Source organism: Pseudomonas botevensis, assembly GCF_019145475.1.
Taxonomy (GTDB): domain Bacteria; phylum Pseudomonadota; class Gammaproteobacteria; order Pseudomonadales; family Pseudomonadaceae; genus Aquipseudomonas; species Aquipseudomonas botevensis.
Genome location: NZ_JAHTKI010000008.1, coordinates 118,917 through 131,744 on the forward strand (window position 1 = coordinate 118,917; position 12,828 = coordinate 131,744).

A 12,828-nucleotide genomic window follows, 5' to 3' on the forward strand; every position below is an offset into this window, starting at 1 on the left:
TTCCAGCCTCCCCTTTCGGCCTTCCAGGCCCCGTTCCAGCGTTGCTTTCGCGCGCTCCCGCTATTATTGGAGCAGTTGCGAGCCGCGAGCCGGGGTTTTCTGAACGGGCACGCACAGGCGCCTCCCGACGGCCAACGCCCGTCAACCTACCGACCGCTCATCGCTTTAGGAATGCTGCATGTCCACCCCCACAGTTCGCGAACAATTCCTTGTCATCAGTGCCCTCGGCGCCAACCCCATGGAGCTGACCAACGTCCTGTGCCGCGCCAGCCATGAAAACCGCTGCGCCGTGGTCACCTCTCGCCTGACCCGTCACGGCGAATGCAGCGCGCTGGTACTCGAAGTCTCCGGCAGCTGGGACGCCCTGGCGCGCCTCGAAGGCAGCCTGCCGACCCTGGCCAAACGTCATGCGTTCACGGTCAACGTGGTGCGCAGCGCCGCCCTGGAGAATCGCCCGCACGCGTTGCCGTACGTGGCTTACGTCAGCGCCGCGTACCGTCCGGACATCATCAATGAACTGTGCCAGTTCTTCATGGATCACAGCGTCGAGCTGGAAAACCTGACCTGCGACACCTATCAGGCACCGCAGACCGGCGGCACCATGCTCAACGCCACGTTTACCGTGACTCTGCCGGCCGGCACCCAGATCAGCTGGCTGCGCGATCAGTTCCTGGACTTCGCCGATGCAATGAACCTGGATGCCCTGATCGAACCGTGGCGCCCACAGAACCCAATGTAAGGAAGCTTTCATGGCCGTAGCTATCGATCAACCGGTTGCCGACTTCCAAGCACCTGCCACCAGCGGGCAGACCGTCAGCCTTTCCGCCCTCAAGGGCCAGCAAGTGGTGATCTACTTCTACCCGAAGGACAGCACCCCCGGCTGCACCACCGAAGGCCAGGGCTTTCGTGACCAGTACGCGGCGTTCAAGGCTGCCAACACGGAAATCTTCGGCATCTCCCGCGACAGCCTGAAGTCCCATGAGAACTTCAAGTGCAAGCAGGAGTTTCCGTTCGAGCTGATCAGCGACAAGGACGAAGCCGTCTGCCAATTGTTCGACGTGATCAAGCTGAAAAAACTCTACGGCAAGGAATACCTGGGCGTGGATCGCAGCACGTTCCTGATCGACAAGAACGGCGTACTGCGCCAGGAATGGCGTGGCGTGAAAGTGCCGGGCCATGTGGACGCGGTTCTGGCGGCGGCTCAGGCGCTGAACAAGGCCTGACGCTATCGGCGCCCTTGCGGGGCGCCGCCTTCCCTCAAAGCAGCGGCGCCACCACCGGCTCCTTGCGCGGCCAGGCATCCAGTACAGCCTTGAACAGCGTCGCCAGGGGTATCGCAAAGAACACGCCCCAGAATCCCCACAACCCGCCAAACAACAGCACCGCGCAGATAATTGCCACCGGGTGCAGGTTGACCGCTTCGGAAAACAGCAACGGCACCAGCACGTTGCCGTCCAGGGTCTGGATAATCCCGTAGACCGCCATCAAGTAGATGAACTGATCGCTCCAGCCCCACTGGAACAGGGCAATCAGCGTCACCGGCACCGTCACCACAACCGCCCCGACGTAGGGCACGACCACCGAAACCCCGACCAGCAACGCCAGCAAGGCTGCGTAGTTCAGCCCGAGGGCGACGAAGGCGATATAGGTCACACCGCCACAGATCACGATCTCGATGACTTTGCCGCGAATGTAGTTGGCGATCTGCCGGTTCATTTCCTCGGCGACCCGGGTAATCAGCGCCCGCTCACGCGGCAAATAGCCGCGCACCCACTCACCGATCATCACCCGATCCTTGAGAAAGAAGAACACCAGGATCGGCACCAGAACCAGATAGATCATGATGTTCACCAGCAGCGGCAGGCTCGATAACGAGAAGGTCAGCGCCCACTGGCCGAACTTGCCGATCTCGCCACGCGCCGCTTCGATGGCTTGCAGCACCTGCTCATCGGACACCAGATGTGGGTAGCGCTCTGGCAACAGCAGCAGCAACGATTGCCACTTGGCGAGCATGCCCGGCAATTCGTTGAACAGCGTGGTCAACTGATGCCAGAGCAGCGGCAACACCACCACGATAAACAGCATCAGTACGCCCATGAACAGCGCGAACACCAGACCGACCGCCGCACCGCCAGGCATCCGCCAACGCTCGAGCGTCACCACCAGCCCCTGCATCAGGTAGGCCAGTACCATGCCTGCCAGCACTGGCGCGAGCATGCCGCCGAGCGTCAGCACGGCGGTGAACGCGAGGAACAACAGGACCGCCAGCACCACGGCTTCTTCGTCGGAGAAGTAGCGCTGAAACCAGTCGCGTAACACTTTGAACATTAATAATCCTTAGGGCTTTTCACGCAGTCGGGTTCAGGCTTTTTTCAACCAGTAACGGTAGACGCCCGCCTCGTCTTCCTCACGCAGCAGCGTATGACCGGCCAATCGGGCAAAGGTGCGGAAGTCGCGCTGCGACCCGGCATCCGTGGCGATCACCTTGAGTACGGCACCGCTGGGCAGCTTGTTGAGCTCCATCTTGGCCTTGAGCAACGGCAACGGGCAATTCAAGCCACTGGCGTCCAGTTCACAGTCATGGGCTACAGCGTCAGTCATTGCATCACTCCGGGGCAGGTGGTCGGGCTGCCTAGAATATCTGGTCGCAAGCCCGGTGTCCGGCTACAGTAAGGTCTTTGTCGACTAAGGCTTTGTGCATGACTTTTTTGCGCCCTACCCTGCTGACGCTCGCTTGCCTGCTCGCCTCACCGGGCTTCGCCGACGACCTGCCGTCACTCGGTGACGCCAGCTCTGCCATCGTCTCCCCGCAGCAGGAATACCAGCTGGGCCGCGCCTGGCTGGCCATGCTGCGCAGCCAGGTCTCGCAACTCAACGACCCGCAACTCAAGGACTACGTCGAGTCCAGTGTCTACAAGCTGGTGGAAACCAGCCAGGTCACCGACCGGCGTCTTGAGTTCATCCTGATCAACAGCCCGCAACTCAACGCCTTCGCCGCACCGGGCGGGATTGTCGGGGTCAACGGTGGACTGTTCCTCAACGCACAGACCGAAGGCGAATACGCCTCGGTACTCGCTCACGAATTGGCGCACTTGTCGCAGCGACATTTCGCACGTGGAGTCGAGGCTTCGCAGCGGATGCAGGTGCCGATGATGGCGGCGCTGCTGGCCGGGATCGTCATTGCGGCGGCCGGTGGCGGCGATGCCGGGATCGCGACCATCGCCGGCACCCAGGCGGCGGCAATCCAGTCGCAACGAACCTTCTCGCGCCAGAACGAACAGGAAGCCGACCGTATCGGCATCCTCAACCTGGAAAAGGCCGGGTATGACCCGCGTTCGATGCCGACCATGTTCGAACGCTTGATGCGTCAATATCGCTTCGACGCCAAACCGCCGGAATTCCTGTTGACTCACCCGGTCACCGAATCGCGGATCGCCGACACCCGCAACCGCGCCGAACAGGCGCCACCGGGCGGTATCGAAGACAGCATGCGCTATCAACTGATCCGCGCGCGGGTGCAATTGACCTACGAAGAAACCCCGGGCCTGGGCGCCAAGCGCTTCCGTGCGCAACTCGACGAAAACCCGAAAAACGATGTGGCCCGCTACGGCCTGGCGATCGCCCAGATCAAGGGTGGCCAGTTGAACGAAGCTCGGGAAAACCTCAAGCCACTGCTGGCGAAGTCACCGAACGAAATCATCTACAACCTCGCTCAGGTCGATCTGGACATCACCAACAATCGCCTGGCGGACGCCCAATCGCGGGTCGACCGGATGCTCACGCAGTATCCGGGGAACTATCCGCTGAACCAGGTACGGGTCGACCTGCTGCTGAAGCAGAACCGCACTGCGGACGCCGAAAAGGCGCTGGATGCCCTGCTCAAGTCGCGCCCGGACGACCCGGACGTGTGGTATCAGGTGGCGGAAACCCGTGGCCTGTCCGGCAACATCATCGGCCTGCATCAGGCGCGAGCGGAATACTTTGCGCTGGTTGGCGACTACAAACAGGCCATCCAGCAATTGGATTTCGCCAAGCGCAAGGCCAGCGGCAACTTCCCGCTGTCGTCGCGTATCGATGCCCGTCAGCGCGAATTGATGGAGCAGGAACGGATGATCAAGGACATGATGGGCTGAACCAGAGCCGGAGCCAAAAGCTCCAGGCATAAAAAAACCGCCTCTTTCGAGGCGGTTTTCATTTACTCAACCGACAACCGGATCATTCAGCCAGTTTGAAGGTGATGAAGCTGGCGCGACCCTGGCGCAGGACACGCATCGACACCGAGCGGTTCTTCGGCAGCGCCTTGGCGATTTCCGCGAACTCTTTGGAAGAGCCGATCGCCTGGTTGTTCAGGTGAGTGATGATGTCACCCGGTTGCAGACCGATCAGGGCAGCCGGACCGTCCTGGACTTCCTTGATCACCACACCGCCCTTGAGGTCGTAGGTTTTCTTCTGCTCGGCGCTCAGCTCGCCGACCGAAACGCCCAGACGATTGCTGCTGGTTTCGGCGCTGGACTTCGGCAGGGCATCCAGCTCTTTGTCCTCGTCCGGAATCGCGCCAACCGTCAACTCGATGTTTTTGCGTTTGCCTTCACGAATGACTTCGAGATTGGCTTTGGCACCCGCCTTCAGCGCGCCGACCAGATGCGGCAGGTCAGCGGACATGACAATCGGCTGGCCGTTCATGCTCAGGATCACGTCGCCCACTTGCAGGCCGCCCTTGGCCGCCGGACCGTCATCCTGAATCTGCGCCACCAGCGCACCGGCCGGTTTCTCCAGACCGAACGACTCGGCCAGATCCTTGTTCACTTCCTGAATGACGACGCCCAACCAGCCACGGCTGACCTTGCCTCCGCTTTTCAGCTGGTTGGAAACGTCCATGGCCACATCGATCGGAATCGCGAACGACACGCCCATGAAGCCACCAGAGCGGGTGTAGATCTGCGAGTTGATGCCGACCACTTCACCGTTCAGGTTGAACAGCGGGCCACCGGAGTTGCCCGGGTTGATCGGCACGTCGGTCTGGATGAACGGCACGTAGTTTTCGTTCGGCAGGCTGCGGCCGACGGCACTGACGATGCCTTGGGTGACGGTATGGTCGAAGCCGAACGGCGAACCGATCGCCACGACCCATTGGCCGGCTTTCAGATCCTGGGATTTGCCCAGTTTCAGCACCGGCAGGTCCTTGCCTTCGATTTTCAGCAGGGCTACGTCGGAACGCGGGTCGGTGCCGACCAGTTTGGCCTTCATCTCACTGCGATCAGCCAGACGAACAAGGATTTCGTCGGCATCGGCAATCACATGGTTGTTGGTCAGGATGTAGCCATCCGCCGAAATGATGAAGCCCGAACCCAGCGATTGCGCTTCACGCTGGCGATCGCCACGCGGGGAACGCGACTGCGGCGGCATGCCACGTTCGAAGAACTCGCGCAGCATCGGCGGCAAGCCTTCCAGATCCGGCATCTGCTGGTTCACTTTGCGGTCCGGCAGTTTCTGCGTGGTACTGATGTTCACCACCGCAGGCGAAGCCTGTTCGACCAGTTGGGTGAAATCGGGCAGTTCAGCCGCTTGAACGGCCGGCACCGCCTGACCGAGCACCAGCACGGTGGCGATAATGGAGAGATAAGACTTCAAGCTTGGTATCGACATACAGCTCCCGTTACGACGAGCAGGGTTAAGCGATATGGAGCAAGGAACACCGGAAACCGCAGGCCGGCATTTTTGTTCCGGGAACAACAAACAAGGCCAGAGCCGAGAGGCTCTGACCTATAAAAAATTTCCGGGTGATTTGCAAATGAAAATGCTCAGCAAACATTTCTACGTCTCGACGACGATTGGGACACAGCTGGAATCAGCTCACTGCTTGCTGGTTGCAGCACCATCATTTCGGATCGACAAGGCAATGCGTTCAGCGGTGCCGATCGGGATTTCACCGACCACGGTCACCATCATCTCGCCCTCAGGCGTTGTCAGGCGACGGGATACGGCGACGGTAGGGCCGAGCTGTGTGCGCGTGTCGGTGACGGTCGCGCCGTTCAACGGCTCGAGAAATACGGAGAAGCGCGCAAGGCCATCGTCATACAGCAGGCTGTTGACCTGCGTCTTGGTTTCCGGATCCTTGTGCGACGAGCTGCTGGTCAGTTCGAACCCCGGCGGCAGCCAGTCCGAACGCCAGACCTGAGCGGTTTTCACGGCGGAAGCCTTGTCGCTGTCGAGGTTGACAGGCTTGCAGTCGGAATTGGCTTGCAGGTCTTTGTCGGACGGAACTTCGTCGGTTTCCAGACGAGTGAACTGGAAGCGCTCCAGCAGTTGCCCCTTGTCGTTCAACAACAGCGACTTCAGCGGCAGACCGGTTTGCTTGTCCAGGTGCAGTTCAAAACCGTAGCGATGTTGATCCCGGGGCGTCAGCGATACGATCACCGCTTCGCGCCCGGCCACGCGCGACTTGCCGACGACGGCAAGGTCATACCAGTTTTTCAGCTTTTGCGGATCGAGAGGACGAGCGGCAGAGTTGGGAGAATCCCCCAGCCCGGCAATCAGGGTACCGCTGACGCATTGGGTATGCCCGTCAACGCGCACGACTTCCTGAGCCGAACCGTCAAGCTGGAGCAATCGCTCGCGAACCTGACCATTCTGGACACGATGCCAGATGTTATGGGTGGAAAAGCTGCCGTTACGCTCGTAGACGAAAGTACCGTTAAAGCTCTGCTGCTGTTCAGCCTGGCCCAGGCGGGTCAACCAGTCCTGGGCGTCATCGGCGTGGGCTGGAACAATGAACCAGCCGCTCAGCAGAAGCGAAAGTAAAGGTATGGAGCGCATGATCCTCCTTAACGGTTTTCCAGGCTTGCTGCACGTGCATAAGGCAAGGCGCTTTCAGTTCCTTTCAGCGCGGCCTGCTGAGCGTGCTGGCGCAGGTAGCCTGGCAGACGCTGATCGTGCCAGCCTGGCTGACCTTGCAATACGCCGTTGGCCATTGGGCCAGTAGCTTCCGAACCTTCACTATAGCCTGCCAGAACAGCCGGACCTTTAACCTGAGGAGTGGCCAGGGTTGGCTGATTGGATTGCTGGGCAAGTTCGACGCCGGCAATTTCATCCTGATTATAGAGACGAACACCCGCCAGAACCGCCAGGGTCACCGAAGCGGCCACGGCCAGACGACCGAGGTTACGCCATGGGCCACGGGACACTTTGGCCGGAGTCGTTTCGTCTTCCAGCGCAGCAGACACTGCCGCAGCGAGATCCAGACGCGGAAGCAGCAGGTCCTTGTGCATGGCTGCCCGAGCGATCTGGTAACGAGCCCAGGTTTCACGGGTTTCAACATCGTCCAGTGCATTGAGCACTCGACGCAATTCCAGTTCGTCCGCTTCGTTATCCATCACTGCGGACAGCGATTCCTGCAGGGCTTCACGACTCATGGCGTTCCTCTCTTGGCTATCGCCGCTGTCTTTAGTTTTCCTGCAACAGCGGTTGCAGGGCTTTATCGATGGCCTCCCGGGCGCGGAAAATCCGGGAGCGCACGGTACCAACCGGACATTGCATGACACTCGCAATGTCTTCGTAACTCAGACCATCGAATTCACGTAAAGTTAAAGCGGTACGCAAATCCTCTGGCAGTTGCTGGATGGTTCGATGGACGGTGCCTTCGATCTCATCCCGCAGCAATGCGCGTTCAGGGGATTCGAGATCCTTGAGGCCATGATCGCCGTCGTAGAACTCTGCATCTTCGGAACTTACATCGCTATCCGGCGGCCGACGGCCGCGTGAAACCAGATAGTTTTTCGCCGTGTTGATGGCGATACGGTAAAGCCACGTATAAAACGCGCTGTCTCCGCGAAAATTACCTAGCGCTCGATACGCCTTGATAAAGGCCTCTTGCGCGACGTCCTGGGCTTCATGGGTGTCGTGCACGAAACGCACGATCAACCCGAGAATTTTGTGCTGATATTTCAGCACCAGCAGATCGAAAGCTCGCTTGTCACCGCGCTGAACGCGTTCGACCAGCTGCTGATCCTCTTCCTGGGTTAGCATGAACACTCCTCGATAAACTCGGAGGAAGCTTGCATGACCAATCGACCAGACTTGCAAACATAGACTCGGCCTTTTCGCAAAAGTTCTCCCCCTCCAAGCAAGTTTCCTGCGGGCTCTGATTTGGCACGCACGAAAAACGCAGCGCGATGTGAACCGGCTGCGCGAATAATCTTGTCATCGGCTCGCCGGCGTAACCCCAATCGCAGGTTCCGCGTTGAAGCCGACACTGTCCCGTGTTTCAGGCAACTGTCTATTGATCTTGAGCCTTTGGCAAAAGTTCCAAATATTTATAGCTGCACAAGTCCGACATTGGGCGACCGTGGACGGAAAAAGCCTGTTTCATCTTCGATACAGTCGCTTTTTCCAAAAACCTGGAAAAAATCCTTCCGACGAAGCGTGGGGCTTTTTCGGTCACCGTAGTTTCACAATGCCATATCTGCCCGGCTATTGTGCCGCCCCACCCCTCTATATACTAGTGGGCTGCGTGACTGCCTCGACGCAACAATCCAGCTGTCCTGCGCTACCCCCGACCCGGGTCGCTTTGAGCGGAATCCTGAAATGAGCCAACAGTTTCAACACGATGTTCTGGTGATTGGCAGCGGCGCTGCCGGTTTGAGTCTCGCGCTGACCCTGCCGGGCCACTTGCGCATTGCGGTCTTGAGCAAGGGCGATCTGGCCAACGGTTCCACTTATTGGGCTCAGGGCGGCGTCGCGGCCGTGCTGGACGATACCGATACCATCGAGTCCCACGTCGATGACACCCTCAATGCCGGCGGTGGCTTGTGCCATGCGGATGCCGTGCGGTTCACGGTCGAACACAGCCGCGAAGCCATCCAGTGGCTGATTGACCAGGGCGTGCCCTTCACCCGCGACGAACACTCCGGCAATGAGGACGGCGGTTTCGAATTCCATCTGACCCGCGAGGGCGGGCACAGTCATCGGCGCATCATTCACGCCGCCGATGCCACCGGTGCCGCCATTTTCACAACCCTGCTGGCCCAGGCCAAACAGCGTTCGAACATCGAACTGCTGGAGCAGCGGGTCGCCGTCGACCTGATCACCGAACGCCGTCTGGGGCTGGACGGCGACCGCTGTCTCGGCGCCTATGTCCTCAATCGGAAAACCGGTGAAGTCGACACCTACGGCGCGCGCTTCGTGATTCTGGCCTCAGGCGGCGCCGCCAAGGTCTACCTCTATACCAGCAACCCCGACGGCGCCTGCGGTGACGGCATCGCCATGGCCTGGCGGTCGGGCTGCCGGGTGGCAAACCTGGAATTCAACCAGTTCCACCCCACCTGCCTCTATCACCCGCAAGCCAAGAGTTTCCTGGTTACCGAGGCGCTGCGCGGCGAAGGCGCGCATCTGAAGCTGCCGAATGGCGAACGCTTCATGCCGCGCTTCGACTCCCGCGCCGAACTGGCCCCGAGGGACATTGTCGCCCGGGCCATCGACCATGAAATGAAGCGCCTGGGTGTCGATTGCGTCTATCTCGACATCAGCCACAAGCCCGAAGCCTTTATCAAGAGTCACTTCCCCACTGTCTATGAGCGCTGCCTCGGCTTCGGCATCGACATCACCAAACAGCCCATCCCGGTCGTGCCGGCCGCGCACTACACCTGCGGCGGTGTGATGGTCGACCAGCACGGCCGCACCGACGTGCCGGGCCTGTACGCGATCGGCGAAACCAGCTTCACCGGCCTGCACGGCGCCAACCGCATGGCCAGCAACTCGCTGCTGGAATGCTTCGTCTATGCCCGTTCGGCGGCGGCGGACATTCTCGGGCAGTTGTCCGACGTGGCAGTCCCCAGCGCCCTGCCCGCCTGGGATGCGAGCCAGGTGACCGACTCGGACGAAGACGTGATCATCGCCCACAACTGGGATGAACTGCGGCGTTTCATGTGGGACTACGTCGGCATCGTGCGCACCAACAAGCGCCTGCAACGAGCGCAGCACCGTGTCCGGTTGTTGCTGGACGAAATCGACGAGTTCTACAGCAACTATAAAGTCAGCCGCGACCTGATCGAGTTGCGCAACCTGGCCCAGGTTGCCGAACTGATGATTCGCTCGGCCATGGAACGCAAGGAAAGCCGGGGCCTGCATTACACGCTCGACTATCCCGGACTGCTGCCCGAAGCGCTCGACACTATTCTGGTGCCGCCCACCTACGCCGGCTGAACTTGAGGCGTACCCGCAGGCGTCGGTGCAGATCCGCCGCCTGCGCATCGCGCGGTACGCAGATCGACCTCACCCGCCGCTCGCCGCGCAAACGAAAACGCAGCACCACGATCAAGGGCAGCGCCAGGCTGTCCGGCCGCAGTTGCACCGCCTGCCAGCCGTCGGCCTGATTCCACAGTTGCCAGCCGTCACCCTCACGACGCAAACCGCGAAATGCCTTGGGATGACTCAAAAGAATCTGCCGGGGCAGTGTCCAGGCGGCATGCAGCAGGCAGGCGAACACCCCGAGCAGACTGGCCCAGAACGGAAGGGAAAGCAGGCTTAACGAACCCAGAGCGAACGCCTGGGCCAACAGATACGCCGCCAGCAGTTGCCGTGAGGCCTGCCAGCGGCATTCGAACGAATTACTTGGGCTGGACACGATCCAGAATCATCCGGACCATGCGCTGCAGCTCGGGATCATCGGACTCGCTGCGCTCCATGAACCAGCCGAACATGTCCTGATCCTCGCACTCCAGCAGACGGACGTACAACGCACGATCCACCTCGTTCAGGTTCGCGTAGACCTCTTTCACGAACGGCACCAGCAGCACGTCCAGCTCGAGCATGCCGCGACGGCTGTGCCAAAAGAGGCGATTCAGTTCAACTTGTTCGACCATGGAGCGCTCCTCAAATAGGCCGCAAGTATACAGACCCGAGGCGGGTCGAACAGTCGGCTTTGGTCGGGCGCCACCGATCCTTTATCAACTACCCATTTCAACACTGCCCCCTTATGATGTGCCCCAGTCTTTTTTACCCTGCGATGACCCATGGCCGATTCTGCTTTTTTCTGCACCCTGTCTCATGAAGGCGTTCTCGCGGTTCGCGGCGCGGATGCCGGAAAATTCCTGCAAGGCCAGTTGACCTGCAATATCAATTACTTGAGCGACACCCGCGCCAGCCTGGGTGCCCGTTGCACGCAGAAGGGCCGGATGCAGTCGAGCTTCCGCATCCTGCTCGAAGGTGACGGCGTGTTGCTGGCCATGGCCGGTGAACTGCTGGAGCCGCAACTGGCCGACCTGAAAAAGTATGCCGTTTTCTCCAAATCCAAACTGACGGACGAGAGTGCCGCGTGGGTGCGTTTCGGTGTGGATCATGGCGATGCCGCACTGGCCGGCCTGGGCCTGGATCTGCCGGCCGAGACTGACAGCGTGGCACGCCATGACGGGCTAATTGCCATTCGTGTCTCGCCGCAGCGCGCCGAACTCTGGGCGCCGGCCGATCAGGCTGAAAGCCTCAAGACCCGACTGTCCGCGCAGTTGGCGGAAGCGGAACTGAACCAGTGGCTGCTCGGCCAGATCCGCGCCGGCATCGGTCAGGTCATGCCCGCCACCCGCGAGCTGTTCATCCCGCAGATGCTCAATCTGCAAGCCGTGGGCGGCGTGAGTTTCAAGAAAGGCTGCTACACCGGCCAGGAAATCGTCGCGCGCATGCAATACCTCGGCAAACTCAAGCGTCGCCTGTATCGCGTGCAACTGGACGCGAGCGAGCTGCCGGAACCCGGCACCCAATTGTTCGCCCCGAGCCACAACAGTTCCATCGGTGAAGTGGTGCTGGCCGCCCGCGCCGGGCAAAAAATTGAACTGCTGGCGGTGTTGCAGGCCGAAGCTGCCGAAGAAGGCGTTTTGCATCTGGGCGCCCTCGAAGGTCCGGCGCTGCATTTGCTCGACCTGCCTTACGAACTGGATCGCGACCGCGAAATCCAGCGCTGATCGCAGTATTTGTTGCAACACCCTAGAGAAACGACATGAGTGAGCTGGCGGATAAGGTCCAACAGGATTTGGTTGAGGCCATCGATAACGATGACCTGGTTCTGCCAACGTTACCGGAAGTGGCCCTGGACATTCGCAAGGCCGCCGAAGACCCGGAAATCAGCGTCAGCGACCTGAGCAAAGTGATCGGTCGGGACACGGCGCTCTCGGCGCGCCTGATCAAAGTGGTCAACAGCCCGCTGCTGCGCGCCACCCAGGAAGTCACCGACCTGCACACGGCCATCACCCGGCTGGGCGTCAACTACAGCAGCAACCTGGCCATCGGTCTGGTGATGGAGCAGATTTTCCACGCCCGCTCCGACGTGGTCGAACAGAAGATGCGTGAAGTCTGGCGCAAGAGTCTGGAGATCGCCGGGGTCAGTTATGCGCTGTGCCGGCGCTACACCCAGCTCAAACCCGATCAGGCGGCGCTGGGCGGACTGGTGCATCAGATCGGCGTGCTGCCGATCCTGACCTACGCCGAAGATCACTACGAACTGCTGTCCGACCCGGTCAGCCTCAACCATGTGATCGACCGCATCCATCCGCTGCTGGGCGACAAACTGCTGCGGGTCTGGGAGTTTCCGGAACGGCTGGTGCAATTGCCGGGGCTGTACCAGGACTTCAAGCGCGACTCGTCGGCAATCGACTACGTGGATCTGGTGCAAGTGGCGAGTCTGTATTGCCACAAGGACACCAGCCATCCGTTTTCACGCATCGACCCGTTCAGCGTTCCGGCCTTCCGCAAACTCGGGATCGACCCGGAAAACAAGGTCCTGTGCGCCGATCTGGAAGAGTCGCGGACGATGTTTTACTGATCCGCCCCTCGCAGGCTCGC

General features: G+C 60.4%; 14 protein-coding genes. 6 read left to right on the plus strand and 8 right to left on the minus strand.

Going from position 1 to position 12,828, the window contains the following annotated elements:
- Positions 1-178: 178 nt before the first annotated feature.
- Together KVQ74_RS12640 and KVQ74_RS12645 are read left to right on the plus strand one after the other, a co-directional pair.
- A complete protein-coding gene (locus KVQ74_RS12640; RefSeq protein WP_217831413.1) occupies positions 179-739 on the plus strand; it encodes a glycine cleavage system protein R in 561 nt (186 codons plus the stop codon).
- Between the two features lie 10 nt (positions 740-749).
- A complete protein-coding gene (locus KVQ74_RS12645) occupies positions 750-1,223 on the plus strand; it encodes a peroxiredoxin (RefSeq protein ID WP_217831414.1) in 474 nt (157 codons plus the stop codon).
- A gap of 34 nt (positions 1,224-1,257) precedes the next feature.
- Here KVQ74_RS12645 and KVQ74_RS12650 read toward each other — a convergent pair whose 3' ends face one another.
- Positions 1,258-2,328 carry an AI-2E family transporter gene (locus KVQ74_RS12650; RefSeq protein WP_217831415.1) on the minus strand — a complete coding sequence of 357 codons (1,071 nt, stop codon included), beginning with the start codon at positions 2,326-2,328 and terminating at the stop codon, positions 1,258-1,260.
- A 33-nt stretch (positions 2,329-2,361) separates the two neighbouring features.
- Positions 2,362-2,601, minus strand: coding sequence for a sulfurtransferase TusA family protein (locus tag KVQ74_RS12655; protein WP_007963279.1), 240 nt, complete (start codon positions 2,599-2,601; stop codon positions 2,362-2,364).
- A 98-nt stretch (positions 2,602-2,699) separates the two neighbouring features.
- Between KVQ74_RS12655 and KVQ74_RS12660 the strand changes: the two genes are divergently transcribed.
- Positions 2,700-4,133: a M48 family metalloprotease gene (locus KVQ74_RS12660; protein WP_217831416.1), complete on the plus strand. Its 1,434-nt coding sequence runs from the start codon at positions 2,700-2,702 to the stop codon at positions 4,131-4,133.
- An 82-nt stretch (positions 4,134-4,215) separates the two neighbouring features.
- Here KVQ74_RS12660 and KVQ74_RS12665 read toward each other — a convergent pair whose 3' ends face one another.
- The 4 genes from KVQ74_RS12665 to rpoE form a co-directional block, all read right to left on the minus strand.
- Entirely contained in the window at positions 4,216-5,646 is a 1,431-nt protein-coding gene (locus KVQ74_RS12665) for a DegQ family serine endoprotease (RefSeq protein WP_217831417.1), read from the minus strand.
- 207 nt (positions 5,647-5,853) lie between these two features.
- Positions 5,854-6,816, minus strand: a complete 963-nt coding sequence (locus tag KVQ74_RS12670; RefSeq protein WP_217831418.1) for a MucB/RseB C-terminal domain-containing protein — start codon at positions 6,814-6,816, stop codon at positions 5,854-5,856.
- 8 nt (positions 6,817-6,824) lie between these two features.
- Positions 6,825-7,412 (minus strand): sigma-E factor negative regulatory protein, encoded by a 588-nt coding sequence (locus KVQ74_RS12675; RefSeq protein ID WP_217831419.1) that lies wholly within the window; start codon positions 7,410-7,412, stop codon positions 6,825-6,827.
- A 31-nt stretch (positions 7,413-7,443) separates the two neighbouring features.
- Positions 7,444-8,025: an RNA polymerase sigma factor RpoE gene (rpoE, locus tag KVQ74_RS12680; protein WP_003172477.1), complete on the minus strand. Its 582-nt coding sequence runs from the start codon at positions 8,023-8,025 to the stop codon at positions 7,444-7,446.
- A 558-nt stretch (positions 8,026-8,583) separates the two neighbouring features.
- Here rpoE and nadB point away from each other — a divergent pair.
- Positions 8,584-10,200 carry an L-aspartate oxidase gene (gene nadB / locus KVQ74_RS12685; protein WP_217831420.1) on the plus strand — a complete coding sequence of 539 codons (1,617 nt, stop codon included), beginning with the start codon at positions 8,584-8,586 and terminating at the stop codon, positions 10,198-10,200.
- Here the strand turns inward: nadB and KVQ74_RS12690 are convergent.
- Both KVQ74_RS12690 and KVQ74_RS12695 read right to left on the minus strand, forming a co-directional pair.
- Positions 10,169-10,621 carry a protein YgfX gene (locus tag KVQ74_RS12690; protein WP_217831421.1) on the minus strand — a complete coding sequence of 151 codons (453 nt, stop codon included), beginning with the start codon at positions 10,619-10,621 and terminating at the stop codon, positions 10,169-10,171. The two genes, nadB and KVQ74_RS12690, sit on opposite strands and share 32 nt — an antisense overlap.
- Positions 10,605-10,859 (minus strand): FAD assembly factor SdhE, encoded by a 255-nt coding sequence (locus KVQ74_RS12695; RefSeq protein WP_217831422.1) that lies wholly within the window; start codon positions 10,857-10,859, stop codon positions 10,605-10,607. The genes KVQ74_RS12690 and KVQ74_RS12695 overlap by 17 nt, the downstream gene beginning before the upstream one ends.
- A 150-nt stretch (positions 10,860-11,009) precedes the next feature.
- Here KVQ74_RS12695 and ygfZ point away from each other — a divergent pair, with 150 nt between their 5' ends.
- On the plus strand, positions 11,010-11,951 hold the full coding sequence (gene ygfZ, locus KVQ74_RS12700; protein ID WP_217831423.1) for a CAF17-like 4Fe-4S cluster assembly/insertion protein YgfZ: 942 nt from the start codon (positions 11,010-11,012) through the stop codon (positions 11,949-11,951).
- 35 nt (positions 11,952-11,986) lie between these two features.
- Positions 11,987-12,808, plus strand: coding sequence for an HDOD domain-containing protein (locus KVQ74_RS12705; RefSeq protein ID WP_217831424.1), 822 nt, complete (start codon positions 11,987-11,989; stop codon positions 12,806-12,808).
- The last annotated feature ends 20 nt before the right edge of the window (positions 12,809-12,828 follow it).